This is a genomic window from uncultured Halopseudomonas sp., assembly GCF_963977355.1.
Taxonomy (GTDB): Bacteria; Pseudomonadota; Gammaproteobacteria; order Pseudomonadales; family Pseudomonadaceae; genus Halopseudomonas.
The window spans coordinates 114,009-138,778 of record NZ_CAXBOV010000001.1; the positions used below are offsets into that span (position 1 = coordinate 114,009).

Here is a 24,770-nt window from a genome sequence, read left to right on the forward strand (position 1 = left end):
GCTCGTGGTCGCAGGACACTCAATGGGTATGGCTTCAGAGCAGGCGGACCTTGAATCTTCGCCCCTTTATCTTGCCCTGCTCAAGACGCTGAAAAGCTACGGGCGCCATATCTCTTTTGATCGCTACCAGAGCCTGGTAGTCGGTAATGCTGATCTTGCCAATGGCCTCGGCGGGTAGTCCTGCTTCGCCGGTCAGCGCGCCCAATAGATCACCAGGACGGACCTTGTCCTTTCTGCCGCCAGCAATAGCCAGGGTGCGCATCGGGGCTATAAGAGGGGTGTCCATCCCCGCAGGCAGTTTTGACAAGGGGTGCCAGTCAAGTGGTCGGCCGATTGCCGTCTCGATGGCGTTGGCACGCCCACCCTCGGACGGGGCAACCAGGCTTAGTGCCAATCCGGGTTCACCGGCCCGGCCGCTGCGGCCGATCCGGTGCGTATGCACCGCGGGGTCGGGGGAGAGTTCCACGTTGATCACTGCGGCAACGCCGGCAATATCGATACCTCGGGCGGCAACATCGGTTGCGACCAGGACACTGCAGCTCTGGTTGGCAAATAGCGCGAGAACTTCATCGCGCTCGCGCTGTTCCATATCGCCGTGCAGGGTCAGAGCGCTGACCTTGTGCGCTTGCAGGTGTTGGAGCAGATCCTGGCATTGCTGGCGAGTATGGCAGAACGCTATACAGGGTTGCAGCCGTTCTGCAGCAAGGAGCCGCACCACTGCCTGGAGTCGTTCGGCCGGGGTTATCTCGTAGAATCGCTGGGTAATGGGATTCTCGGGCTCGGCTTCCTCGATGCTGATGCGCTTTGGTGATTGCATGAAACGGCTCGCGAGCGCTTCGATTGAGGGCGGATAGGTAGCCGAAAAAAGCAGTGTTTGCCGACGAACGGGCGCCAGGTCGATGATCGCACTGATCGCGTCGTAGAAGCCCATGTCGAGCATCCGGTCTGCTTCATCCAGCACCAGGCAGTTAAGCCCCTTGAGTTCAAGGGTGCCTCGATCCAGGTGATCCTTCAAGCGCCCGGGCGTGCCTACGACAACATGTGCACCTTGCTCAAGCGAGGCAGCCTGGGGGCCAAAGGGTGTTCCGCCGCAGAGTGTGACAATCTTGATGTTGGGCATGGCGCTGGCAAGTGAGCGCAGGGCGGTTGCGGTCTGCGCGGCAAGCTCACGTGTGGGACTGAGTACCAATGCCTGGCAGCCAAGAAATGTCGGATTCAGTGGCACCAGCAGGCCAATACCGAAGGCGGCGGTTTTCCCGCTACCGGTACGCGACTGTGCGATCAGATCATCGCCGGTAAGAATGACCGGGAGCGCTTCAGCCTGTACCTGGGTCATTTGCTTGAAGCCAAGATGCTCGAGGGTTTGCAGGAGCGCGGTGGGTAATGACAGGCTGGAGAAAGAGGACGATTGCACTGGTGGCACCTGATGTTTAATGGCCTCTCAGTGTAGCAGAATGACTTATACCCTTAGCGCTTGATTCGGGACTTGCGAAACCCCCCGTGGCTGGTAAAGGAGCCGGTATCGCCGAAGATCCAGAAACGCGTGGCGCGACTGAACGCAGTTGTACGGGAAACATGGTAACTGCGCGCCTTGTTATACGCCCAGATCCAACCGCGGTTACTACTACTCATGATAATCACTCCATGATGACCATTGGTTAATGTGTTCAACACGCTACTGGCGGGATGTGACAATGTTACGTCACCAAGGGAGGGTGGTGCTGTTGTGCGTCTTTTTATTGGCGCATTCAGTTCGAGGCATAGTACGCCAGTGACTCGCAATAAGAAAAGGGAACGTTTCGTTCCCCTTTTAAATTCGTCGATAAGTGACGTGAATTAGTCTTTTGCGGCAATAGAGGTGCAATTCCGTCCATTTTCCTTGGACTGGTAGAGTGCCTTGTCAGCGGCTTCAATCAGGTGGGTATGGTTTAGCATTGACTCATTCAGCTCGGCGACGCCCAGGCTGATGGTGACATGCAGAACCTTGTCATCGTGGGGAATCTTCAGCTCGGCTATTGCCTTGCGCAGGCGCTCGGCAAATTTATATGCGCCATCCTCGGGTGTGTCGGGGAGGAGCACTGCAAATTCTTCCCCTCCGTAACGTCCAGCGAAATCGGTTTCCCTGGCAAATAACCTGGTCAGGCGCGCCACCTCGCGGATAACCTCATCGCCCAGCTGGTGGCCATAGGTGTCGTTGAAGTTCTTGAAGTGATCAATGTCGAACATCAAAAGGCTGGTGGGGCGTTCGTACCGCTGGTGGCGAGAAAACTCGTTTTCCAGGCATTGTTCCCAGTAACGACGATTGAGCAGCCCAGTCAGCCCGTCGCGCAGGGCCAGTTCCTGAAGTTGGTTGTTGGCCGACTCCAGCTGCCTCTTGTTGACCGCGACACTGGTCACATCATAGATGATCAGGCAAACATGATCGCTGACGCCACTGGTGCTGCGCAGGGGGATAATAGTGACATTCTGGTACATCTCGTCTGCCAGTCCGGTAATCGGCTGATAGCTCTTGAAACGCATCAGGTTGGGCCGCTGTTCCCAGATTGTGAAAGCTCGGGTTCCAAGCATCACGGCCGTTTCTACCTTGCGACTGAACCAGTTGCGTTCAATTTCCGGAAAGATCTCGAACAGGCTTTGCCCGGAAACCTCATCAGACCCACGCCCGGAATGGTTTTCCATGAAGCTGTTCCAGACCTCGATCTGATAATCACGATCCATGACTACCACGCCGACATCAATGCTCTGAACTACATCCAGGAGCCAGTGAAGTTCGGAGATGTCAAACTGGGCGGGCATGTTCCGTTCCTTTTGATGCGTTCAATTGATCATGAAGTCGAGTGTCTCGCGCAGCCGGGGTACCGAGTCCTCGGTGAACAGCAGGAGAAGGTCGAAATGGATATCCAGATCCTCCAGGCCGTAGCTGATTTCTACCGCAAGCGTGCGTTTCCAGCGGCGCTGATTAATGCGCACCAGATCTTCGATCGGACAGTGCTGGCCAAGTACCAATGGGTGGCTTTGCGACAAGCTGATATTGAGTTGTTCCGACAGGCCGTTGAGACAGGCGCCAATTATGATGCTGGCAAGATCCAGGAGCATTTCCAGTCTTGCAGACTCATCTTCCTGTGTGTCCAGAAGTTTGGCGACATCGTTGATTTCGGCATCATGAAAAATAAGCAGGGCTTCGCCTGCTAAACCGCCGCCGATATAGCCCTGGCATATTGCTGTGAGGCTCTGCCCCCTTTGTGCATCGGCCAGCGTCATATGCAGTTCGCCAACTTCCAGAATGTTGACGTTGGGAATGGGTAGTTCGATGAAGACACCGAGCACCTTGCTCAACAGGTTGGCAGCACGTCCCATGGCAATGTTGGTCACTTCACGAAACGCGTCGCGGAAGGAAACATTGGGCAGGTCGGAGAACTCGGAGGTCTGTTCAGATGGTGCTCTGGTCAGGGGAACTTCGACTCCGAGTGCACTGAGGGCTGCCGCCAGCTGCATGGGGTCAGCCGGTTTCTTGATGAAAGCTTTGGCGCCAAGGGCCTTGGCCCGGCGAACCGCTTCGTCCTGAACGTCGCCGGAGACGACTATCACCTCCGCTTGCAGGCCTTCCTCGCGTATCTGGGCGAGCACGCCGAAGCCGTCGAGTTCGGGCATCGTCAGATCCAGCAGCACAATCTGACCAGCGCCCTGGCGGATAGCTTCGAGACCTTCCAGGCCGTTGGTTGCCTGTGTTACCCGGAATGGCCAGTTTGACGGCAGCGACCGAATAAGCTGCTTGCGCGCCATGTTCGAGTCGTCGCACACCAGCAATGGTATGGTGCTCACATCCACTATCCTTGTTACATTGGGCGATTTGAATGAAGTTGTCGCCATTTGGCGCTTGCCTGGAGCAGGCATTTGGCCATACTTTGCGCAAGAATGCCAAAATGAGAAGTTATTGAGAAGCTATTGTGCGGAAATGTCGAGGATTTTTTTGTTCACACAGGACGTTGTACGGCACCAAGGAATAAGCAAGCCGATTCAGGAGTGGACGGATGAGCGTGGGATTGGAAACCAACCAGCAACACAGGCGCCTAGTGCTCAAGGCTCTGTTATGGATGACGGTGGCGGCAGGTACTCTGTTTGCCAGTATCAATATTGGGCGTGGGCTTTGGCTTTTAGCTGCAGGCGAGGCTTTTTTCGTGCTGTTTGCCCTGTGTGTATTGCGCCTGGTTGATCGCAGGGAGAATTTGAATTGGGTGACGATGGCGTATCTTGTGCCGTTTTTTTCCCTGATGGTGCTGGCCATGCTGCTCCCGCGTACGTCAACTACGGTCTTTGCCTGGATCCAGACTATCCCCATCATCTGCTATCTGCTGCTGGGTCTTCGCGGCGGTTTCTGGATGTCTCTGATTTTCATCAGTCTGGGGGTTACTGCCTTCAGCTTTCATTTTATTAACGAGCAGGAATTGTTGCTCACCTTGATGGTGCTCGCGAACGTGCTGTTCAGTAGTATGGCCATTATGATTTTCTCGCATATATATGAACGCAGCAGAGTACAGAATGAGGCACGTCTTATCGAGTTGGCGAGCACCGACAATCTGACGGGATTGGCTAATCGGATGAAGCTGGCGGAAGTGCTGGAGCGCGAGCGCAGTCACGCTTTGCGCGATAACAAGCCGCTGTCGCTGATCATGCTCGATGTGGACTATTTCAAGCGTATCAATGACCAATTCGGGCACGAAACGGGAGACCGGGCTTTACGTCATCTGGCTGGGGTACTTTCCAGCCGCTTGCGCGAAACTGACCTGCTTTGCCGGTTGGGTGGAGAGGAGTTTGCCGTATTGCTGCCGGGGGCAACGCTGGATCAGGCGGCGGAGTTGGCCAATGACCTGCGCCGGCACCTGGGTAATCGACCTCTGGAGGTTGGCACCGGTCAGCAGGTCATGACGTTCAGTGCCGGTGTGGCTACCCTCGGAGAGGATGGTCAGAGCCTTGACCAACTAATGCAGACTGCCGATCGGCGCATGTATGAAGCCAAGGCGGGAGGGCGCGACCAGGTTGTCGCCGCGGGCCAGCAGTATCCCTTGACGGCGCCAGGCACGACCCTGCTTTGAGTTCATGTAATTAATAACGCACATCCGTAAAATAAAATTGAATAAGCGGTCAGCTCTTCTACACTCAGTCTTGGGTCAAACGTCCAGACGGCTGGGCCGAGGAGTAAATCATGCGTATCGGCGTACCGCGGGAAATAAAGAATCATGAATACAGGGTCGGTCTCACCCCAACAGCGGTGGCCGAGCTCGTTCGTCACGGTCATCAGGTCTGCGTTGAGCACGGTGCCGGGGCATCTATCGGCTTCACTGACGACGATTACCGTTCAGCTGGGGCTCGCATGGCTGGCGTCGAAGAGGTTTTCAGCCAGAGTGACATGATCGTCAAGGTCAAGGAGCCCCAGCAGGCCGAGCGCGATCGCCTGGGACCGCAACATGTGCTGTTCACCTATCTGCACCTGGCACCCGATCGCCCACAGACCGAAGGGTTGCTTGCCTCAGGCGCGTTGTGCATAGCCTACGAAACAGTTACCGATAGCCGCGGTGGTCTGCCCTTACTGGCGCCCATGTCTGAGGTGGCCGGGAGAATGGCTGTGCAGGCGGGGGCGGGTTGTCTGGAAAAGGCACGCGGCGGCCGTGGTGTTCTGCTTGGCGGCGTGCCCGGTGTGCCCAGGGGGAAGGTGGTGATTCTCGGGGGTGGTGTTGTGGGCAGTAATGCGCTGGCCATGGCCGTCGGAATGGGTGCGGATGTCACTGTGCTGGACAAGAATCCCGACGTGCTGCGTCAGCTCGACGCACGTTACGGCAACCGCATCAATACGCTGTATTCCACCGCAGGCACACTGGAAGAACAGTTATTGGGTGCTGACCTGGTCATAGGTGCGGTTCTGGTGCCAGGGGCTGCTGCTCCGAAGTTGATCAGTTCAGACCTGGTGTCGCGCATGCAGGCCGGGGCGGTATTGGTGGATGTGGCCATTGATCAAGGGGGCTGCGCGCAAACCTCGCGTGCAACTACTCACGCGGACCCCACATTCGTGGTTGATGAGGTAGTGCACTATTGCGTTGCGAATATGCCGGGTGCCGTGGCGCGCACGGCCACCCAGGCACTGAACAATGCTACCTTGCCCTTTGTGCTGGCGCTCGCCAACAAGGGGGCCAAGCGCGCATTGGAAGAGGATGAGCATCTACGTCATGGGCTTAACGTGGCTGCGGGCAAACTCACCAATGCCAGCGTTGGTGAGGCTTTGGATATTCCAGTTCAGTCTCTGGAGGACGCGCTGGGTTCTATATCCTGATTGGGAGCAGAGGGCCTATCAGCTTGGTGTGTTGCGGAGTTGGCAGGGAAAAGCTCGGTGTGTAATTGCTCAATACGCTGGTCTTTTGTTTGCCAGAGATCATTAACCCATTTCTGAAAGCGGTTTTTGAACACAGCATCATTCTGGTAATCGCCCGAGAAGAGCTCTGGGGCAAGCTCCACCTGACGAATATCTATCACCACTCGGTCAACCTGACCGCTTACCAGCGCCCAGAAACCTGGTGGCTTGCCCTGGGGGTAAACGATGGTGACGTCGAGCAGTGAGCGCATCTGCTCGCCCAGCGCTGCCATCACAAAAGCCACTCCACCCGACTTGGGTTTAAGCAAATGCCGGTATGGCGAGTTTTGCGCGCGATGCTTGGCTGGCGTCCGTCGCGTTCCTTCAAGATAGTTGACGATGGTGACGGGTAAGTTACTGAACTTGCGACAAGCGCGCCGGGTAATCTCGAGATCCTTGCCCTGGTCCTCTGGGAATTTGGCCAGGTGAGCCTTGCTGTACCGCTTCATGAATGGGTAGTCCAGTGCCCAGAAGGCCAGACCAAGGAAAGGAATCCAGATGAGTTCCCGCTTCAGAAAGAACTTGAAGTAGGGCGTTTTACGGTTGAAAGCCTGCAACAGCGCGGGAATATCGACCCAGGATTGATGATTGGAAATGACCAGATAGGAATGTTGTGGGGCAAGCGTACCCTCACAACGTATGTCCCAGTGGGTGCCCGTCATTCGGTTTATCGTTGCATTGACGCCAGCGGCCCAGGTTTCCGCGATCCACATCACAATACGGGAGCTATGCCGTTGGAAACCCTTGAGGGGTATGGCAACCTTGAGAAGTGCCACGATAAGCATCGGGCCGATGCCAACCAGCGTGTTGAAAAGAATAATCAGACACGTCAGCGTGCCGGTTAACCAATGTGGCATGTACCTGTTTCCAATCTGCGACATCAGAATAATAACGTCTTTTATCGAACCCGGCAGCCCTCGGGTCATGGGTCAGAGTGATATCACCCGTTAAGGCGATTGTCGATATTCGGGGATGTCTCTAATGTTGCTTTAAATAACCTGTGCCGCTGCTTGAAGCTGATTTGCACAGGCATGCCCCGGAGTTTCTGTTCCATGTCCCGGCAGTTCATCTTTGCACAAGCCGTAGATGACGCACTTAACCGCGCGGATCCGCATGTCAGGGTGCTGCCCGTTGTTCTGAGACTTGCGCTTGCGATTGTGGCAGGAGCCCTTGTCGGGATTCCCTGGCTGAGCCCTTCTCTATTCTGGACTGCCTGGCTTGGCTGGGTCCCCCTGCTATTTGCGCTTCGCCATGCCAGCCTCGGTGTTTCCCTGATCGTTGGATGGACTGCCGGCACCGTCTGTTTCGCGATAGCCAGTCACTGGATGCTGAATTTCGTCGGCTATCTTGATGATTACTCGCCGTCGCTCACGTTCATCTTGAGCCTCGGGTTCTGGTTTTATGCGGGCCTCGCTCTGGGGCTGGGTTGCCTGTTGTTTCGCTGGCTAAACGTACGTCTGCAGGGGTGGGAGCTACTCACCTTTCCGTTGAGTCTGGTCGGCGTAATGGCGCTTTACCCCCTGTTGTTCAAAACCCACTTTGCTGAGGCGCAGGCGCAGTTCCTGACGGGGCTTCAGGGCGTTGACCTGCTGGGCGCCAAGGGCCTGGACCTGGTCATGATGCTCTGTAGCGTGCTCATTTATAGGGTGATGGTGGGTCCTGCGCGTGGTCATGCCTGGAGGGCTAACGCCCTGGCAGTGTTAGCGTTGCTGGCATGGTTTGCCTATGGCGCAGTCAGTGTTGCGCACTGGGACACGCAAATGGAGGATTGGCAGATTCGTCGCATTGGCCTTGTGCAACCTAATGATGCGGTGACCCTGGCGATCCCGGAGCCACCAAAGGGTTTCAGTCGTGAGAATCCGGAGGAAATGGCTGCAACGCTCAGGCTGGCCCAGGCTGGTGCCCAAGTGGTTATCTGGCCCGAAGCGCGTTACAAGGGCTATTTCGATAATTTCAGTGTGCGTCAGGCTTATTCCAAAGCATTGGCTCAGAGTGGTGTGGGCCTGGTTTTTCATGATGCCGAGAAGCGTTGGAAGGATGGCGAGGAGGTCTACTACAACTCGGTAGTGCATATTGACCGGCAGGGTAATGAGGTTGGTCAGTATCGCAAGATGCGCAGAATGCCATTCGGTGAGTACCGCCCCGCCGTTTTTGGACTGCCCGGCCTGAACTGGCTGACAACACAGCTATTCGGTGAATTCCTGCGTCCCCTCGCTGCGGGAACAGAGCATGGCGAGTTTGCCGTGGATGGTATGCGGTTGGTACCCAAGGTCTGTTATGAAACGGCGTTTCCCATGGATGTGGCCGATGCTATCGGCAGTGACGCGGCGGGCAAGGTCCTGCTGTTTGTTTCACAGGACAACTGGTTTGGCGAAAGCACACAGCCGTTTCAGCATCGTGCAATGTCAGTGGTGCGCGCGGTGGAGAACCGGGTTCCGATGATTCATTTGATCAACAATGGCCCTTCAATAGTGGCCGCGCCCAATGGTCGGGCCCTGGCATCGACATCTGCTTTCTCCCGTGCAGAACTGGTAGCAGATCTGCGTTTTTCGCCCACTGCGGGGGGCAGTCTGTACAGTCGTTATCCGGGTATCATCGACTGGCTGATCTATGGCGCGCTTGCAGTGCTTTGTATCGCTGGCGTTCTGGCTGGCCGCCACCGCGCTGCGAGTGACGTGGCGGATTAGACGAACAGGCCTGCGGTGTAGCCCGAAGACCATGCCCACTGGAAGTTGAAGCCACCCAGATGCCCAGTGACATCGAGCACCTCACCAATGAAGTAAAGCCCAGGCTGTTGTTTTGCCTCCAGGGTTTTTGAGCTGATGCCGGCGGTATCCACCCCTCCCAGAGTGACTTCTGCTGTGCGGTAACCTTCGGTACCGGAAGGCCTCAGCGTCCAGGTATTGAGCTGATGACCTATCTGTTCAAGCAGGCGGTCGCCCATTTCCGCCAACGGCAGCTCCTGCGCCTGCGGCCACCAGAGAGCTTGAAGTTCCATTACCAGGGACTTGGGTAGTTTCTGCCCCAGCAGAGTACGTAAGCGGGTCTTGCTCTGTTGCTGCTTGGCCTGGAGCAACCAATGATCCGCGGCTACGCCTGGCATAAGATCAATCAGTAGAGGGTCGCCAGGGAACCAATAGTTGGAAATCTGCAACATGGCGGGGCCACTCATGCCACGATGGGTAAACAACATATTTTCGGTAAAGCTCTGGCCGTTGCATGTTGCTGCTACCTCGACTGCCAGACCGCTGAGGCGCTCGCACATCGACTTTGTATTGTCACTGAACATGAACGGGACCAGGCCTGCACGTCGGTCGGTCAGAGGGATATCGAACTGCCGGGCGATATCATAGCCAAACCCACTGCCGCCAAGGGTAGGAACAGAAAGGGCGCCGGTGGCAACCACCAGAGAGTTGCATTCAAGTTTCCTTCGGATTCCGGCTTGTTCCACGCACAGGGCATAACGAGACGACTCGGACTCCAGTGCCTCGATGGCGTCGATGGTGCAATGGGTCTGTATCTCGACCCCGGCGCGGTCGCACTCCTTGAGCAGCATATTGACGATATCCTTTGCCGAGTCCACACAGAAAAGCTGACTGTGGCTGCGCTCTTCGTAGGCAATTCCATGCTGCTCGACCAGTGCGATAAAATCCCACTGGGTGTAGCGGCTCAGGGCTGACTTGCAGAAATGCGGGTTATCCGAGAGGAAGTTATCGGCTTCCACGAAATGGTTAGTGAAATTACAGCGGCCGCCGCCAGACATGAGAATCTTCTTGCCGACCTTGTTGGCTTTTTCCAGTACCAATACTCGACGGCCCCGCTGCGCTGCAGTGAAAGCACAGAGTAAGCCGGAAGCGCCTGCGCCGAGAATGATGGCGTCATACTGTTGAGCGGAAGGTCGGGCTGTTTGTGACACGCGATATCCATCGAAAATGGCGTTGCAGTATAACAATACTTGCAGCTGATTCAGCGATTGTCCGCGGGTATGGATGCCTTTACCCGCACACGATTATTTGCGTCCCGGCTGTCGCGGATCAACTGATCACTACCAGCGGCATAGACCGACTTTGCCAGGCGGTCGTATAGAACCACGTTGACGGTTGCCGCCAGGTTCATGCAACCAATGGTGGGGATGTAGATTACTGAATCGGCACGATCTATCAGCGTCTGCTCAAGACTGCCGTCCTCCGGCCCAAAAACATACAGCGCCTTTTCGGGGTGTTCAAAGGAGGGCAGGGCCGTAGCGCCCTCAACCAGCTCCACGCAGACCACTTTCACGTCTGCAGCGAGGTTGCAGAGTATATCTTCCACGGGTAATAGCGGGATGCGCGAGGCGGCGCTTTTGGTATCAGTGTGGAAGCGGGCCGCGCGATTGTAACGCTCGCCTGTATAACTGACGGACTGCGCGCCGTAGCACCCTGCTGCGCGCATGACCGAGCCGACATTGGTTGGGCTTTTGGGATTGACGAGACCGATACATATTGATGTATTCATTGGTTCGGACCCGTGGGAAGTTGGCAGCCGTTGGTCGGGAAGAAGAAAGCGCTCGACGTGTCGCCAAGGCTGACAGGATGTATAGTGCGCTGATCGAATTCTAGCACGGTAATCCCATGAAACTCCTGATCCGCAATTTGTCACGCACTACTACTGAAACAGAAATGCGCAACCTGTTCGAGGCGCACGGCCTGGTGCAGTCATGTGTCCTGGTCATGGACAAGCAAACCGGAGGCTCCAAGGGCTTTGGTTTTGTCGAAATGCCCCGCCACGATGATGCCAAGTCAGCTATCAAGGCCTTGAACAACCTTGAGGTGGCCGGTAGTCGCATTCGAGTCAAGCGCGATGAATCCGAAGAGGCTGCCAAGGGTGCCTGAGCAGCATGGGCATGACCCACTGCATGGTTTAACCCTGAAGCGGATACTCGAGGAGTTGGTCGAGGCGTATGGCTGGGAAGAGCTTGGACGGCGAATACGCATCAACTGCTTCATAGTCGACCCGAGCATTGGCTCGAGCCTGAAGTTTCTGCGTAAAACGCCTTGGGCACGGGAAAAGGTAGAGGCTCTCTACCTTGAGACTCAGCAGTCCTGAGCCAGGCAGACCTTTCCCGGAAACGTAATGCATAGAGCTCATCAAGATAGACCGAAGGTCGGAGCGGTCTAGGCCTATTCGTCGATACGGTGGGCGCGGTTGCCTCCCGATTTTTTCGCTTGATACATTGCGCTGTCTGCCAGATCCACCAGCCGTTTTTCCTCATCACCGTCATCGGGGTACAGCGCAATGCCGATGCTCGGAATAATGATCAGCTCCAGCTCGTCGAAAAACAGTGGGGCATTCAGCGCCTCACGGATCTTTTCGGCAATTGCATGGGCTTGCTCCGGTTGATCGAGGGTCTCCAGCAGGATAACGAACTCATCTCCGCCGATGCGAGAAACCGTGTCCGACTCGCGTAAGCAGCGCGTTATTCTGTCGGCGGCGACCTGCAGCAACTGGTCGCCGATAGCGTGGCCATGGGTATCGTTCACCAGCTTGAATTTGTCGAGATCCAGATAGAGCACAGCAGCCTTACCCTTTTCGCGCCGCGCTCGGGCCAAGGCCATGTTGATACGATCGCTCAACAGCATGCGATTGGGCAGCTTGGTCAATTGATCGTAGCGGGAAAGGAACTCCAGGCGCTCATGCATACGGGCACGTTGGATAGCCGTGGCTATCTGCGTCGAAATGTAATGCAGTAATTGCTGGTCTTTTTCGGTAAACGCCGGGGCTGAAAGCCGATTCTGAATAATCAGGGCCCCGTGGATGCCTGCGGTTGTCGCCAGGGGCACTGCCAGCCAGTCCATACTGCGGTCGCGGATATTGAGCGGATTGGGAGTAACAGTTGTATTTGGCTGAGCTTTCAAGCGTATCGGCTGACCACCCTGAATGACTGCACTGCACAACGCCAGGGTATCGGCATTGACTGAATCCAAGTCCTGATTTCCTTCGTCTGCGTTGTACACAAAGTCGGTTTTATTCTCCTGCGGGTCATGCAGAGCAATGCAGAAGACGCTGGCCGGCAGTAAGCCAGCAATGATTTCATGTATACGACGGAACAGTACTGGCAGGTTCGCTGCGTTGGATGCGGCTTCGGATATGGCATACAGCGCCGCTTGCATGGCTTCGGTGTGCTTGCGTTCGGTGATGTCATGGGCAACTGCGACGCGTAACTGGTCTTTCTCCGACCAGTTTGCCGACCACATGATATGCACGACGCTGCTATCCTTGCGGATATAACGATTCTCGAAATGGTTGGTCAGGCGGCCAAGCATGACTTCACGTGAGATGGCGATGGTTGCTTCATGGTCATCAGGGTGAACCTGATCAATCAGCGCCTTGCCAATCATGTCATGGGGCAGGTAACCGAAAATTCTTTCACAGGCCCCGCTGATGTATACGAGCCGTCCTGCCGTATCAACAACACATATGGCATCAAGTAGTAAATCCATTACTGCGGGTGAAAGCGGAAAGCGGCTGTCTTCCGTGCCGCTTGCGGTCCCTTGCTCTGCTTTTTTCAACGCCCAACTCCCTTAAGGCCCACGGGCTACTCTCAGAAAGATAGCTCAGGCCGCAGCTGGTGTCCTGAAAATTGCACCAAAAGGGGGAATGTCTAACCATACTTGCGTTTTTTTTCAGCCTTGCGGTATAGCGCTCGCAGGGCTTTGGACTCCTTGCTGGCGCCGCTGCCATGTGAAACCAAGATGCGGTGCCAGATAGCCTGTTTCTGCTCGGGTGACAGACGCTTCCATGATTTCTTTTCCTCGTGGGTGCGACCGCAGGCTTTGCATACATCATGTTTGTTGAAGTCGCAGAGGTCGATACAGGGTTTTTTGGTAATGGGTTCGCTCATATCACCCCTTAGGTGTTCAGGCTCAACCGTTTCGGCTGATAACCAAGGTGTTGGTGTGTGCAGGCATGAAGAGATCTTCTTCGGCTAGATAGTCCCACCTTTCAACATGGCAGCTGTGCCGTCCGTGCTCGCAAGTGTGCCTGATCAGGTTGACCGAGTTTGGAATGCCTCCGCGCACCCTGGATGACAGGGCTGTGCCGGCCTGGGCGGTCCAGCCAAGGCGGCCTTTAGCTCCATGCTGACCATGCAGTGGCCACACATAGGGCAGATGAATATGGCCTCCCACCAGCAAATCCAGCCCTGCATCGACCCATCGAGGTACCGCTTTTTCGTGGCCTATCAGCAGATTGGTCAAGTCGGATTGTTCTCGGGCGCGCACGGGATGGTGTTGCATTACCACGCGCAGTTGCTCTGGCCTGGCCTGGCCCAGCCTGTTGGCAACGCGCTCGATCTGCGCGCGACTGACCGCGCCGTCCGTGTGCCGAGAGGGTCGCGAGGTATTCAGGCAAAGGACCAGTAATCCTTCGCTTTCGTATACCGGCTCAAGTTCGCTGCCAAAGGCACGCTTGTAATTGCCATAGGGACTGAAGACCCGTGCGAAAAGATTGAATAGGGGGATGTCGTGGTTTCCCGGTACTGCCAGTACCGGCGCGGGCAGCTGTGTCACGAACTCCCGTGCGGCGGCGAACTGGGCTCGACGTGCCCGCTGGGTGATGTCGCCGGAAAGCAATATGACTTCGGGTTTTTGCTCTCTGGCCAGGCGTAGCAGTGCGTGCATGACCTGTGGCTGTTCAGTGCCAAAATGAGGGTCGGAGATTTGCAGTATGCAGGTCATTCACGCTCCCGTTTCGAGGGGTCGCGAGGCACCAGCAAGGGCAATTTGTCCGGTGCTACACGAAATGTCAAAGGGGCATTCATCCAGCATATTTCGCCATCCATCGCGACTTTCAAGCGTTTTCGGGTCCTGCCGGGGCGCACCGTCATGGTATCGAAACCGAAACTGATGACATCCTCTGACTCTCCCATGCGCCGTAAAAATCCCCGAATCAGCAGACCGTAGAGTGCCAGGGTACCCCGCGAGCGAGACGTCATTGCGACCAGGTGGTGGCGTTCAATCTCGTCCACCTGATCAAACCCCAGTTGTTCAAGCTGCAAGGCATTGTTGCCGACCACGATGGTGGGTGTGGTCAAATGGCGTCGGGGCTGGCCCTCGAGATCAATCTGCACTTTCAGGGAGCGGTGTGCATGCATCAGGGTCACCAGTGCTGACCAGAGCGCTATCAGTCGACTACGCCCATAACGACGCTTGTAGGTTTCGCGGTCTTCGAGCAGCTGTGGATACAGGCCTAGGCTCGCGTTGACCAGAAAGGTGCGGCCATTGAGCATGCCGATATCGACAGGTTGAATGACGGCGTCGAGCAGGCAAGCCAGGGCCGCCTCGGTATTCTGCGAAATTCCGTAGGTGCGGCCAAAGTAGTTGAAAGTGCCCTGGGGCAGAATACCGAAAGGTACGCCACTGCCGAGTACGACCTCGCTCACCGCACTCAGGGTGCCATCGCCGCCCACGGCCACCACGATACCGTCGTTTTCGATGGCCAGTTTCAGTGCGTGCCTGGCAGTAGCCGCCAATTGCGAAGGGTCATTGACCGGTATCAGTTCGAAGCGTCTGCCGGCCTGAGAAAGCGTTTGCTCAATGGTCTCGCGTGTCTGAAGCACGTCACGACTTCCCGAGCCATTGTTCATTACCAGGTAAAGGGGCTCTGTTCCGCTTAGTGATCTGGTCAAGTCCTGACTCTTCGCGCTCTCCGCACCCTGGTTTTCCGGGGGGGAATCTTGATGGGTTGTCGACATGCTGCGTGCGTAATCCATGGCCTAAAGGATGTTTGAGCCTGTTGGGCCGAGGAGGTTCAACGTAGCTGGCTATCTTTGCTTCCCCTGCGGTTATAAGCCGAATCGCCGCCGTCTGCCTCGTCGTGGGCTTGCTGACAGCTCACACAAAAGCGTACCCCGGGGACGGCCTTGCGCCGGGCCTCGGGGATTGGCGCTTCGCATTCTTCACAGTGCGTGAGGCTTTCACCTTTTGGCAACTTGTTGCGCGCCCGTTGTACTGCTTCATCCACAGTGTCGTCTATCTGATCCTGTACCGCTCCGTCCTGCGCCCATCCGGTAGCCATGGCTGCCTCCGCATTTGTGTGCACTGCAGATCATGGATGCCTGCAGGCCGCTTTAATCAGAGCATAGACGTATTGTCAGGTAGCTGCCGGTTGGCGCTTCGGGTTTCAAGCGGCCAGCATGGTCCAGATACCCACCATGCTAACGGCCAGTAGCACGCTACCCAGGATGCGGAAAAATACCGGTGTCTCGGCGTGCATGATGTGCGCATGTGCCCGCAGACCGATCAAATGGCCGATTGCCGCACACGGAAGCAGCCAGAGGTGATGGATCAATTGCAGGTCAACTCCCGCATAAAGAAAGGCTGCCATCTTGATAGTCACAAGAATGAACCAGAGGGCGAAAAGGGTATCGCGGAACTGCTCTTTGGCCAGATGCTGGGCTGCGACAGCAATGATGAGTGGAGCGCCGATCAGCGAGGTGCCACTGACATAGCCGCCAAGCATCAGAAATAGAGTATCGACTACCCGGCTGCGGCTGCGAAAAGGCCTGTTGGTGATGTACGACACGGAGTAGGCGGCGACGATGACAAAAATGATGATGCTCATGATGTTGCCGGGCAGCGTCAACAGGCCGAATACGCCAATCATCTTGGGCACGATCATGATGCCCAGAATGCGTCCCAGATAACGCCAGTCGACAGTGCCGACTTTTTTACCCGAGTCTGCCTCTTGCTGGCGGCTCTGCTTGCGGTTGTTCAGCGCGATGGTCAGCGAGGAAAAGAACAACAGATGCATTGCGATTAACGGCAGGAAGACCAGCGGATCGTTGTGCACCAGCAGCAGGAAGGGCAGTGACAGCACAGCGCCGCCAAAGCCCAGGCCCGAGCGCACGAAGCCGCTCCACACGAAAATCAGGCCAATAAAGGCGTACTGATAGGGCAGTAGATCGGCCATGGAATGCAGGTCTCAGGGCAAGGGGGCGACAGTCTAAACCTTAACGGGTGACTGACCAAAACGCAGCGCAGGGAGATTTTTCTTTTGGAATACGATCACTGGCAGGCCAGGTCATCACGCAATCGCCAGAATGACTATGTTGCGCGCGGCCCCGGGAACTACGGTATAAAGGCTGGGTCCCATGTTCAGCGCTGTTGCGCCCCTGGTCGAGCCGGTTCGAAACACTTAAGGAGTATTCCATGACTATTGCATTGACGCCTTTGATTTCCCTTATTGCGGGTATTCTTATTCTGGTGGTTCCCCGTCTGTTGAACTATATCGTTGCGATCTATCTGATCATTATCGGCCTGGTGGGCCTCTTTGGCGGTGGTTTCAATCTGCGGATGTAATAGCCCCTCGCCGTTATGCCGGCCGCTGACAACGGTCGGCATTCAGGCGCTTTATTGCGCTTGGTCGTCTGCAATCGTTCCCGCCAGCTTCTTCTCCCAGAACATGGCACGGCCCAGTCTAGGGTCAAGCTCGTACCCACTGAAGCCGTAAGCACGATACGCGGCCTGAGCAACTGTATTGCCCTCAAGCACCTCGAGCGTCATCTTGCAGCAACCGAGTCTCAGGGCCAGCTCCTCAGCTTTGTCGAACATCAGTCGTGTCAGGCCTCTGCCCCTGTATTCGCTTGCCACCACCACGTCGTGAATATTCAAAAGTGGGCGACAAGCAAAAGTGGAAAAGCCCTCGAAGCAATTTGTCAGCCCCGCGGGCTTGTCATCAACCAGCGCCAGAATTACATGGGCGGTGTTGCGTTTGCGCAGTTCACCGATCAAATTCTCCCGGGTACCTACAGCCAGCGGCTCACCGCCACCCATGGGGTCGCATGCATAGTGGTCTAGCAGGTCGATAATCGCGCGAGCATCTTCAGGAGAGTCAAGGTCGGCCTCTATTATCCGGGTGCCGGCATGGTCTGGCGCTGGTCTGAAAGGCTTCACGGTATTTTCTTTTCCTTGGGGTTGTCGTCCAGTTCTTGCTGGGCTACCAGCTTGGCCTCCTCGGTCTTCGGCGGAATCAGACTCAACACCTGCCAGCCGGGTTTGGGATCAAGAACACCTTCGTCTACGAACACCTCCAACCGTCCTTTTGGTGAGATTGCAAACAGCGGTACAACCTTGCCGTCATGCAATTGCGCCAGGTTTGTGAAATCAAACTCTTCGGTCAGTTTGGTGTTGCGAATCTCCCATCCTTTGCTCAACAGGCTGGCCAGCTTGCTGTAGCTCATGTCTTTATCGAACAGCGTATGGCCGCGGTGCTCGGTACCCAGTTTGTGTTTCTCGGCCTTATCGGTCTCAGTGGTGGAAAGCAGGGTATAGACTTTTTTGGCGCCGAACTCCGTACCGTAGCGCATGCTGGCCACCACGTTGATCCCCAGGCTAGGCGAAAGGGCGAGAAGACGGCCAATACCGATCAGGTCCAGATGTTGATCAGCGTAGGCCGAAACGGCATTGCCGTAGAAGGTGTCCAGTCCTTCCATCCGGGCTTCGCGGATGTTTTCCCACTGGGTGTCAGTCAGAATGACACGCACCCCCCTTTTATTCAGTGCACGGGCAATGCTCCTTGCCACCGGATTGGCACCTACTACCAGAAAACCGGACGCAGCGGGCTCGGCGACCTTGAGCAGGCGAGCCAGGCCACGGGACGTGGCACTCTGCAAAACAACCGTACCAATAATGATGGAGAACGTCAGCGGAACCAGTATGGCAGCCTCCGGATGTCCTGCCTCTTCCAGTCGGATGGCAAACAGGGCCGAAACGGCAGCCGCGACGATACCGCGAGGCGCGATCCATGACAGCAGCGATTTCTCCTGCCAGGTCAGACTTGAGCCGATCGAGGAGATCCAGATGGATGCCGGGCGTGCGACCAGTTGCATCACCAGCAACAACAGCAGGGGAGTCCAGCCGAGTGCGAGAATATCGTCAAGGGTGAGCCGAGCGGCAAGCAGAATGAACAGGCCGGAAATCAATACAACGCTGAGATTTTCCTTGAAGTTGAGGATCTCGTTGATGTGCAGATCCTTCTTGTTGGCCAACCACATGCCCATCAGCGTAACCGCCAGCAGCCCGGACTCGTGGGCCAGTGAGTCGGAGAGGCTGAATGCGGCGAAAACCACCGACAGTGTCGCCAGGTTCTGCAGGTAGTGTGGAACCCATCCACGCTTGAGTACAAAGCCGAGGAACCAGCCGCCGGCTATGCCAAGCAGACTGCCCACGGCCATAATCTCAAGAAAGGCCACCAGTCCATGAAGGACGCCCGCGCTCTGGCTTTGTGCAACTACAAACTCGTACACCACAACCACCAACAGGGCGCCGATGGGGTCGATAAGAATGCCCTCCCAGCGCAGGATGTTGGATATGTTGCGATTGGGGCGGACGGTTCGCAGCATCGGAACTATCACGGTGGGACCCGTGACCACTGCCAGGGCGCCAAACAGTACGCTCAGCTCCCAGCTCACGCCGATCAGATAATGCGTGGCGATGGTTACGATCAACCATGTGATAGCCGCGCCTACGGTGATGAGCCGCTGTATCACGGCCTTCTGGCTTCTAATTTCGCTCATGTTGAGCGTCAGGCTGCCCTCGAACAGGATGATCGCGACCGATAGGCTGATCAGCGGGAACAGCAGATCACCAAACAGCTGATCCGGGTCGATCACCGAGGTAAAGGGCCCAAGAACTATGCCAGCGGCAAGTAGAAACAGAATGGCGGGCAGCTTCACGCGCCACGCCAGCCATTGGCAGCCAAACGAAATGACGCCGATGACAGCGATGCTCAGACTTGCCGATAACAACATGGATTTTCCTTGGGTGCGCGAATCAGCCTCAGAGTGTAGCGGGAGTGTTGTCTATGTCTAGCGTTGGCTGGCAACGGAAGTTACTGAATGAACGGCATAAATCTGTGGAGCTTTGTCTGTCCCGATGCGAGCATCAGGACAGATCGTCACCTTCATCTGCATTTGAAGCAGGATTAACAGAGCTAGATTGCTTGTGGGTTTTGGCTGCTGGCCGTGTACGATCATCAAGGTCTGGCGTGAGTTTGTTCAGACCTTCAGCGGAAACGATATGCAAATCGCGTTGTGGAAATGGAAATTCGATATTGTTCTGATGAAACAGGTCCCAGATAGCCAGGCGCACCTTGCTGGCCACATTGACCAACCCTTGTTGCGGATCGCTTACCCAGATGCGTAGTTCGAAATCCACCGAGGAATCGCCGAAGCCAACCAAGTGGGCCTGGGGAGTATGTATGCCATCGCGTAGTACCCTGGGCTGTGTCAATGCGGCCTCGACCATTAGCTCGATGGCTTTGTGTACGTCGGAGCGGTAAGAAGTACCCACTTCGATCTTCAAGCGCACAGCGGTATCGGAGTAGCTCCAGTTAATTACCTGTTCGGTTATCAGGTTCTCGTTGGGAATCAGATATTCCTTTCCATCACGCGTGGCAACCGTTGCGTAACGCGCGCCCATTTGCTTGATCCAGCCGTATGCATCGCCAGTCTCGATGACATCACCGGGTTTCAGGGATCGGTCCAGAAGCAGGATAATACCGCTGAACAGGTTGGATACGACCTTCTGCAGGCCGAAGCCAAGACCAATACCCAAGGCTCCGGAAAAGACAGCCAAAGCTGTCAGGTTCACACCGACAAAGGTCAGAGCAACCACCACGGCCACCAGATACAATGCGATGCGCAGTACTTTGCCGATCAAGACGCGTGCTGCAGGAGTGACCCCCTCCAGATAGACGAGCCGACTTTCTACCAAGCGAGCGACCAGGCTCGATAACCATATGAAAATAGTCAGCACCAAAATGCCGTTGATGAACCCCATCAGCGACAGTCTCATCTCGCCTATATTGAAAGCGATGGAGTCAAGCAGATCCAAAAAGGCCTGCAGCCAACCGAGAATGGCCAATGCTGCCAGGAACCAGACTATAACCGCTATCAGCTTGGCCCACCCAGGCTGGCGCAGAAAACTGGTGGCTAGACGAATGATTACCCAAGCGGTAAGCAGGTTGGCCGCAATACGCAGGAGTTCGCCATCCAGCCCAAGCCGTGTTATTACACCATGGACTATCCAGGCGAGCAGAGCGGCTGCTCCGGTGCTAATAACCAATAGCAGCCGGTGCAGCGTGTAACGCATGCTGGGTAGCAACGCCTCGCCTGCCAGCATGCTGTCGATTTGCGGCACGACGCCCCGCCGCAATACATAAGCGGTTAGTAGAATGAGGCCAAGCAACAGTAGCTCAATCAACGTGCCTAGCGTGAGCAGATAAGTGCTGGCCCAGTTGCCGAACACCTCCAGGGTGTCCTCAATGGAGATGCTTGGAACGTCCAGAGGGTCCCGCGTGTTTTCTTCGATCATGGAAAGAGTGCAGCACCTAAACCTGGGGTTGTCGAGGTGCCTACGCCAATAGAGTCCAGCCAACACCCATTGCAGCACATGCTCCCAGGAGGGTCAGCATGCGTATTTTTTTCACGAAGAGCAGTACGAAGGCAATCAGGGTGATACCCAGCAGGGGTACATTGATACTGGCTAGTCGGGGTATCAGCAAATCCAGTCCGTAGATGGTGATTCGATCTTGCTGGGCAAACAAGGCGTTGAGTGCAAACCACAGCGCCAGGTTGGCAATAACGCCTACCACGGCGGCGGTGATGGCTGAAAGCGCAGCCGATAGCGCTTTATGTCCACGTAGCTTTTCTACATAGGGAGCGCCGGCAAATATCCAGAAAAAACACGGCAGGAAGGTCACCCAGAGCGTCAGCAGCGCACCGGCGGTAGCAGCCAGCAGGCTTGGCTGCGGTAACCCCTCACGAAACCCTGCAAGAAAGCCGACGAACTGGGTAACCAGAATCAGGGGGCCCGGTGTGGTTTCGGCCATCGCGAGTCCATCAAGCATCTCCCCAGGTTGCAGCCATTGGTAATGCTCCACGCCTTGCTGGGCGACATAAGACAGCACCGCATAGGCGCCGCCGAAGGTGATCAGCGCCATTTTCGAGAAAAACGAGGCAATCTGGGTAAACACGTTTTCGCTGCCAAGCAGCCCATGCATCCCGAGCAGTGTTCCGACCCAGAGCAGCATGCAGACGAGGGCGGCTGTGCGAGTTCCCGGGCGAAGATTCACCTTCATTTCCGCTGAATGCAGCTCCTCGCCCCCGGCGGGAAACAAACGTGCGCCCAGAAAACCGATCAGGCCGGCACCGATAACCACCAGCGGAAAGGCAAGCCCAAACACAAAGAGAGCAGTAAAGGCAGCGCCGGCCAGCAGCGGTTTGAGAATGCCCTTTAGTGTACGAGCGGCAATGCGTATCAGCGCCTGGGCAACAATGGCCAGGACTGCGGCCTTGAGCCCAAAAAACAGACCCTCGACCAGGGTCAGTTCCCCCAACAGGACGTACAGCCAGGACAACCCCAGGATGGCAACAGCACCTGGCAGGATAAACAGCAGGCCAGCGATCAGGCCACCGCGCACCCCGTGCAGCAGCCAGCCGATATAAGTGGCTAATTGTTGGGCCTCAGGCCCTGGCAGCAGCATGCAGTAATTGAGTGCATGGAGAAATCGTCTTTCGTCCAGCCAGGCCTTTTCCTCGACGATGATCCTGTGCATAAGGGCGATCTGACCAGCCGGTCCGCCGAAACTCAATAAACCGATACGCCACCAGACACCTGTTGCTTCACGCAGGGAGACTTGGATCATAGGAGATTGAACCTGTAGAGACATATATGGGTCTTTAAGTTAGGGCCTGTGTTTCGGGGTACGGCCTGCAACAGGATCGACGCTGTCATTGCAGTTCGATATTGACGTTGCCCTGACAGCCAGCCACTCAGCAACTACGCTGACGTTATTAATGATTATGTATAGAGGATATAACATGGCAGTTACAGCTACAGATCCGATCAAGATCCTTTTCGCGATTCTATTACCGCCCCTGGGCGTATTTCTTGAAGTAGGTTTCAAGGGGCATTTCTGGTTGAACATCCTCCTGACCTTGTTTGGCTTCATTCCGGGCATCATCCATGCCCTCTATGTCATCCTCAAGCACTGAGCCGCCAGGCTTTTTAACGCGCACAAAAAAACCCGGCCTGAGCCGGGTTTTTAGTGCCGCTATCAGCGGCCGTAGCGCGCCTTGAATTCGCGACGACGACGGTGCAGGACCGGCTCGGTGTAACCGTTAGGCTGCACTGTGCCTTCAACACACAACTCGACCGCGGCCTGGAAGGCGATGCTGTCATCGAAGTCGGGTGCCATTGGCTTGTAAGCCGAGTCGTGCTCGTTTTGCCGGTCAACCACCGAAGCCATACGTTTCATGGTTTCCATTACCTGATCCCTGGTGCAGATACCGTGGCGAAGCCAGTTGGCAATGTGCTGGCTGGAAATTCGCAGCGTAGCGCGGTCTTCCATCAGGCCCACATCGTTGATATCAGGGACCTTCGAGCAACCTACGCCGTGATCGATCCAGCGAACGACGTAACCCAGAATGCCCTGAGCGTTGTTGTCCAGTTCCTGCTGGATTTCCTCTGCGGACCAGTTGGTCTTCTCTGCCAGCGGTATGGCCAGGATGTCGTCTACCGATGCGGGCTTGCGCTTGGCCAGTTCGTCCTGACGTTCACTTACGTTCACCTTGTGATAATGCAGCGCGTGCAGGGTTGCGGCGGTGGGGGACGGTACCCATGCTGTGTTGGCGCCTGCCAGCGGATGCCCGATCTTCTGCTCGAGCATTGCAGCCATCAGATCAGGCATGGCCCACATACCCTTGCCAATTTGTGCCCGGCCCTTGAGCCCGGTAGCCAGACCGATATCCACGTTGCTGTTCTCGTAGGCGGCAATCCACTTGGCACCCTTGATCTCGCCCTTGCGAATGAACGCACCAGCTTCCATGGAGGTATGAATCTCATCGCCGGTACGGTCAAGGAAGCCGGTGTTGATGAAGGCAACGCGCTCGCTGGCAGCCTTGATACAGGCTTTGAGGTTAACTGTGGTGCGACGCTCTTCATCCATGATGCCGACTTTCAGCGTATTACGCTGCATGCCAAGCATGTCTTCCACTCGACCGAACAGCTCGGTGGTGAAGGCGACTTCCTCTGGACCATGCATCTTCGGCTTGACGATATAGACCGAGCCGGTGCGCGTATTCTTGCGCGTGGTGTTGCCATTGAGGTTGTGCAGCGCGATCAGACTGGTCACTGCGCCGTCCATGATGCCCTCAGGGATCTCGTTGCCGTCCTTGTCGAGAATGGCATTATTGGTCATCAGATGACCTACGTTACGAACGAATAGCAGTGAGCGGCCGTGCAGGTTCAATGTGGAGCCATCAGGACGAGTATATTCACGGTCCGGGTTCATCGTGCGGGTAAAGTTGCTGCCACCCTTGGAGACGCTTTCCGACAGATCGCCTTTCATCAGGCCGAGCCAGTTGCTGTAAATGACTGTCTTGTCATCAGCATCGACCGCGGCAACCGAGTCTTCGCAGTCCATGATGGTTGTCAGGGCTGACTCCATCAGAACATCCTTAACACCGGCGGCGTCAGTCTGCCCAACGTTGCTGGTGGGGTCGATCTGGATTTCGAAATGCAAACCATTGTGCTTGAGGAGAACGCCCTGGGGCTGGCCAGGTTCGCCGGTATAGCCGGTGAACTGCGCTGCATCCTTGAGGCCGGTCTGCTTGCCATTGTTCAGGGTAACGACCAGTTGGCCGTTCTCGATCACGTAGCTTGTTGAGTCGACATGGGAACCTTCGGCCAGCGGCGCTGCCTCATCAAGGAACGCACGTGCAAGAGCAATGACCTTGTTGCCGCGAATTTCGTTATAACCGGGGCCCTTGGTGGCGCCGTCGGCTTCGGAGATCGCATCGGTACCGTAAAAAGCATCGTACAATGAGCCCCAGCGTGCGTTGGCGGCGTTCAATGCGAAGCGCGCATTCATGACCGGTACAACCAATTGTGGACCAGCCAGAGTCGCAATTTCTTCATCGACGTTGCTGGTGGTGGCCTGGAAGTCGGCAGGCTCGGGGAGCAGGTAACCGATTTCCTGCAGAAAGGTCTTGTAAGCGGCGGCGTCGTGGGACTGGCCAGCGTGTTTCTGATGCCACGCGTCGATTTGCGCTTGCAGGTCGTCACGCTTGGCGAGCAGCGCCTTGTTCTTCGGTGCCAGATCGTTGATCAGTGCTTCGAAACCCGACCAGAAGGCCGCAGTGTCTACGCCAGAGCCGGGGATGGCCTGATGATTGATAAAGTCGTGAAGTACCTTGGCAACCTGGAGGCTGCCAACTTGGACGCGTTCAGTCATGGAAAACCCTCACTCTGCGGACAACCTTCGCGAACGTGCGTAGGTCGTGGAATTTGGAGACGCGGTATGTTACACGATGATCGATTGCAAATCA

General features: G+C 56.1%; 25 protein-coding genes. 7 read left to right on the forward strand and 18 right to left on the reverse strand.

What is annotated here, in order from left to right; translation table 11 throughout:
* Positions 1 to 34 precede the first annotated feature (34 nt).
* From dbpA to AAC076_RS00560, 4 genes are all read right to left on the reverse strand, one after another.
* On the reverse strand, positions 35 to 1,414 hold the full coding sequence (dbpA, locus tag AAC076_RS00545) for an ATP-dependent RNA helicase DbpA (protein ID WP_339842389.1): 1,380 nt from the start codon (positions 1,412 to 1,414) through the stop codon (positions 35 to 37).
* 53 nt (positions 1,415 to 1,467) lie between these two features.
* Complete coding sequence (locus tag AAC076_RS00550) at positions 1,468 to 1,632, reverse strand: hypothetical protein (protein WP_339842390.1); 165 nt, start codon at positions 1,630 to 1,632, stop codon at positions 1,468 to 1,470.
* Positions 1,633 to 1,836: 204 nt separating this feature from the next.
* Positions 1,837 to 2,796, reverse strand: coding sequence for a diguanylate cyclase (locus tag AAC076_RS00555; protein ID WP_339842391.1), 960 nt, complete (start codon positions 2,794 to 2,796; stop codon positions 1,837 to 1,839).
* Between the two features lie 21 nt (positions 2,797 to 2,817).
* Positions 2,818 to 3,822 carry a response regulator gene (locus tag AAC076_RS00560; RefSeq protein ID WP_339842392.1) on the reverse strand — a complete coding sequence of 335 codons (1,005 nt, stop codon included), beginning with the start codon at positions 3,820 to 3,822 and terminating at the stop codon, positions 2,818 to 2,820.
* 209 nt (positions 3,823 to 4,031) lie between these two features.
* Between AAC076_RS00560 and AAC076_RS00565 the strand changes: the two genes are divergently transcribed.
* On the forward strand, positions 4,032 to 5,093 hold the full coding sequence (locus AAC076_RS00565; protein ID WP_339842394.1) for a GGDEF domain-containing protein: 1,062 nt from the start codon (positions 4,032 to 4,034) through the stop codon (positions 5,091 to 5,093).
* 110 nt (positions 5,094 to 5,203) lie between these two features.
* Positions 5,204 to 6,325 (forward strand): alanine dehydrogenase, encoded by a 1,122-nt coding sequence (gene ald, locus AAC076_RS00570; protein ID WP_339842395.1) that lies wholly within the window; start codon positions 5,204 to 5,206, stop codon positions 6,323 to 6,325.
* Here the strand turns inward: ald and AAC076_RS00575 are convergent.
* Positions 6,289 to 7,260, reverse strand: a complete 972-nt coding sequence (locus tag AAC076_RS00575) for an acyltransferase (RefSeq protein ID WP_339842397.1) — start codon at positions 7,258 to 7,260, stop codon at positions 6,289 to 6,291. The genes ald and AAC076_RS00575 overlap by 37 nt on opposite strands.
* 195 nt (positions 7,261 to 7,455) lie before the next feature.
* Between AAC076_RS00575 and lnt the strand changes: the two genes are divergently transcribed.
* Positions 7,456 to 9,090, forward strand: coding sequence for an apolipoprotein N-acyltransferase (gene lnt, locus AAC076_RS00580; protein ID WP_339842398.1), 1,635 nt, complete (start codon positions 7,456 to 7,458; stop codon positions 9,088 to 9,090).
* Here lnt and AAC076_RS00585 read toward each other — a convergent pair.
* The gene (locus tag AAC076_RS00585) at positions 9,087 to 10,319 is read right to left on the reverse strand and encodes an NAD(P)/FAD-dependent oxidoreductase (protein WP_339842400.1); all 1,233 of its coding nucleotides are present in this window, start codon (positions 10,317 to 10,319) and stop codon (positions 9,087 to 9,089) included. The genes lnt and AAC076_RS00585 overlap by 4 nt on opposite strands.
* Before the next feature lie 50 nt (positions 10,320 to 10,369).
* Entirely contained in the window at positions 10,370 to 10,897 is a 528-nt protein-coding gene (locus AAC076_RS00590) for an RNA methyltransferase (RefSeq protein WP_339842401.1), read from the reverse strand.
* A 116-nt stretch (positions 10,898 to 11,013) separates the two neighbouring features.
* Between AAC076_RS00590 and AAC076_RS00595 the strand changes: the two genes are divergently transcribed.
* Positions 11,014 to 11,274: an RNA-binding protein gene (locus tag AAC076_RS00595; RefSeq protein ID WP_339842402.1), complete on the forward strand. Its 261-nt coding sequence runs from the start codon at positions 11,014 to 11,016 to the stop codon at positions 11,272 to 11,274.
* Entirely contained in the window at positions 11,243 to 11,488 is a 246-nt protein-coding gene (locus AAC076_RS00600) for a VF530 family protein (RefSeq protein WP_339842403.1), read from the forward strand. The genes AAC076_RS00595 and AAC076_RS00600 overlap by 32 nt, the downstream gene beginning before the upstream one ends.
* A 74-nt stretch (positions 11,489 to 11,562) precedes the next feature.
* On the opposite strand, the gene AAC076_RS00605 is transcribed toward AAC076_RS00600, so the two are convergent.
* The 6 genes from AAC076_RS00605 to AAC076_RS00630 all read right to left on the reverse strand — a co-directional run bounded on the left by AAC076_RS00605 (position 11,563) and on the right by AAC076_RS00630 (position 16,351).
* Entirely contained in the window at positions 11,563 to 12,882 is a 1,320-nt protein-coding gene (locus AAC076_RS00605; protein WP_339842485.1) for a diguanylate cyclase, read from the reverse strand.
* 161 nt (positions 12,883 to 13,043) lie between these two features.
* A complete protein-coding gene (locus AAC076_RS00610; RefSeq protein WP_339842404.1) occupies positions 13,044 to 13,283 on the reverse strand; it encodes a DUF1289 domain-containing protein in 240 nt (79 codons plus the stop codon).
* Positions 13,284 to 13,305: 22 nt separating this feature from the next.
* Entirely contained in the window at positions 13,306 to 14,118 is an 813-nt protein-coding gene (locus AAC076_RS00615) for a metallophosphoesterase (RefSeq protein ID WP_339842405.1), read from the reverse strand.
* The gene (locus AAC076_RS00620; protein WP_339842406.1) at positions 14,115 to 15,068 is read right to left on the reverse strand and encodes a diacylglycerol kinase family protein; all 954 of its coding nucleotides are present in this window, start codon (positions 15,066 to 15,068) and stop codon (positions 14,115 to 14,117) included. Before AAC076_RS00620 ends, AAC076_RS00615 begins: the two co-directional genes overlap by 4 nt.
* Before the next feature lie 122 nt (positions 15,069 to 15,190).
* Positions 15,191 to 15,457, reverse strand: coding sequence for a DksA/TraR family C4-type zinc finger protein (locus AAC076_RS00625; RefSeq protein ID WP_339842407.1), 267 nt, complete (start codon positions 15,455 to 15,457; stop codon positions 15,191 to 15,193).
* Positions 15,458 to 15,562: 105 nt separating this feature from the next.
* Complete coding sequence (locus tag AAC076_RS00630; protein ID WP_339842408.1) at positions 15,563 to 16,351, reverse strand: sulfite exporter TauE/SafE family protein; 789 nt, start codon at positions 16,349 to 16,351, stop codon at positions 15,563 to 15,565.
* A gap of 239 nt (positions 16,352 to 16,590) precedes the next feature.
* On the opposite strand from AAC076_RS00630, the gene AAC076_RS00635 reads away from it, so the two are divergent.
* Positions 16,591 to 16,740: a DUF3096 domain-containing protein gene (locus AAC076_RS00635; protein ID WP_339842409.1), complete on the forward strand. Its 150-nt coding sequence runs from the start codon at positions 16,591 to 16,593 to the stop codon at positions 16,738 to 16,740.
* Positions 16,741 to 16,791: 51 nt separating this feature from the next.
* Here the strand turns inward: AAC076_RS00635 and AAC076_RS00640 are convergent, their stop codons facing one another.
* The 4 genes from AAC076_RS00640 to chrA form a co-directional block, all read right to left on the reverse strand.
* Positions 16,792 to 17,334 carry a GNAT family N-acetyltransferase gene (locus tag AAC076_RS00640; protein ID WP_339842410.1) on the reverse strand — a complete coding sequence of 181 codons (543 nt, stop codon included), beginning with the start codon at positions 17,332 to 17,334 and terminating at the stop codon, positions 16,792 to 16,794.
* Entirely contained in the window at positions 17,331 to 19,190 is a 1,860-nt protein-coding gene (locus tag AAC076_RS00645) for a sodium:proton antiporter (protein WP_339842411.1), read from the reverse strand. Before AAC076_RS00645 ends, AAC076_RS00640 begins: the two co-directional genes overlap by 4 nt.
* Positions 19,191 to 19,323: 133 nt before the next feature.
* On the reverse strand, positions 19,324 to 20,754 hold the full coding sequence (locus tag AAC076_RS00650) for a mechanosensitive ion channel domain-containing protein (protein ID WP_339842412.1): 1,431 nt from the start codon (positions 20,752 to 20,754) through the stop codon (positions 19,324 to 19,326).
* 40 nt (positions 20,755 to 20,794) lie between these two features.
* On the reverse strand, positions 20,795 to 22,087 hold the full coding sequence (gene chrA, locus AAC076_RS00655) for a chromate efflux transporter (protein ID WP_339842413.1): 1,293 nt from the start codon (positions 22,085 to 22,087) through the stop codon (positions 20,795 to 20,797).
* Positions 22,088 to 22,262: 175 nt separating this feature from the next.
* On the opposite strand from chrA, the gene AAC076_RS00660 reads away from it, so the two are divergent.
* Positions 22,263 to 22,436, forward strand: a complete 174-nt coding sequence (locus AAC076_RS00660) for a YqaE/Pmp3 family membrane protein (RefSeq protein ID WP_335604807.1) — start codon at positions 22,263 to 22,265, stop codon at positions 22,434 to 22,436.
* Between the two features lie 62 nt (positions 22,437 to 22,498).
* On the opposite strand, the gene AAC076_RS00665 is transcribed toward AAC076_RS00660, so the two are convergent.
* Positions 22,499 to 24,676 (reverse strand): malate synthase G, encoded by a 2,178-nt coding sequence (locus AAC076_RS00665; RefSeq protein WP_339842414.1) that lies wholly within the window; start codon positions 24,674 to 24,676, stop codon positions 22,499 to 22,501.
* Positions 24,677 to 24,770 lie beyond the last annotated feature (94 nt).

Coding starts and splice junctions, on each gene's coding strand:
- AAC076_RS00550 (WP_339842390.1), bottom strand. CDS start 1,632: ATGAGTAGTAGTAACCGCGGTTGGATCTGGGCGTATAACAAGGCGCGC.
- AAC076_RS00555 (WP_339842391.1), bottom strand. CDS start 2,796: ATGCCCGCCCAGTTTGACATCTCCGAACTTCACTGGCTCCTGGATGTA.
- AAC076_RS00565 (WP_339842394.1), top strand. CDS start 4,032: ATGAGCGTGGGATTGGAAACCAACCAGCAACACAGGCGCCTAGTGCTC.
- ald (WP_339842395.1), top strand. CDS start 5,204: ATGCGTATCGGCGTACCGCGGGAAATAAAGAATCATGAATACAGGGTC.
- AAC076_RS00575 (WP_339842397.1), bottom strand. CDS start 7,260: ATGCCACATTGGTTAACCGGCACGCTGACGTGTCTGATTATTCTTTTC.
- lnt (WP_339842398.1), top strand. CDS start 7,456: ATGTCCCGGCAGTTCATCTTTGCACAAGCCGTAGATGACGCACTTAAC.
- AAC076_RS00590 (WP_339842401.1), bottom strand. CDS start 10,897: ATGAATACATCAATATGTATCGGTCTCGTCAATCCCAAAAGCCCAACC.
- AAC076_RS00595 (WP_339842402.1), top strand. CDS start 11,014: ATGAAACTCCTGATCCGCAATTTGTCACGCACTACTACTGAAACAGAA.
- AAC076_RS00600 (WP_339842403.1), top strand. CDS start 11,243: ATGAATCCGAAGAGGCTGCCAAGGGTGCCTGAGCAGCATGGGCATGAC.
- AAC076_RS00605 (WP_339842485.1), bottom strand. CDS start 12,882: ATGGATTTACTACTTGATGCCATATGTGTTGTTGATACGGCAGGACGG.
- AAC076_RS00610 (WP_339842404.1), bottom strand. CDS start 13,283: ATGAGCGAACCCATTACCAAAAAACCCTGTATCGACCTCTGCGACTTC.
- AAC076_RS00615 (WP_339842405.1), bottom strand. CDS start 14,118: ATGACCTGCATACTGCAAATCTCCGACCCTCATTTTGGCACTGAACAG.
- AAC076_RS00625 (WP_339842407.1), bottom strand. CDS start 15,457: ATGGCTACCGGATGGGCGCAGGACGGAGCGGTACAGGATCAGATAGAC.
- AAC076_RS00630 (WP_339842408.1), bottom strand. CDS start 16,351: ATGGCCGATCTACTGCCCTATCAGTACGCCTTTATTGGCCTGATTTTC.
- AAC076_RS00635 (WP_339842409.1), top strand. CDS start 16,591: ATGACTATTGCATTGACGCCTTTGATTTCCCTTATTGCGGGTATTCTT.
- AAC076_RS00645 (WP_339842411.1), bottom strand. CDS start 19,190: ATGTTGTTATCGGCAAGTCTGAGCATCGCTGTCATCGGCGTCATTTCG.
- AAC076_RS00650 (WP_339842412.1), bottom strand. CDS start 20,754: ATGATCGAAGAAAACACGCGGGACCCTCTGGACGTTCCAAGCATCTCC.
- chrA (WP_339842413.1), bottom strand. CDS start 22,087: ATGATCCAAGTCTCCCTGCGTGAAGCAACAGGTGTCTGGTGGCGTATC.
- AAC076_RS00660 (WP_335604807.1), top strand. CDS start 22,263: ATGGCAGTTACAGCTACAGATCCGATCAAGATCCTTTTCGCGATTCTA.
- AAC076_RS00665 (WP_339842414.1), bottom strand. CDS start 24,676: ATGACTGAACGCGTCCAAGTTGGCAGCCTCCAGGTTGCCAAGGTACTT.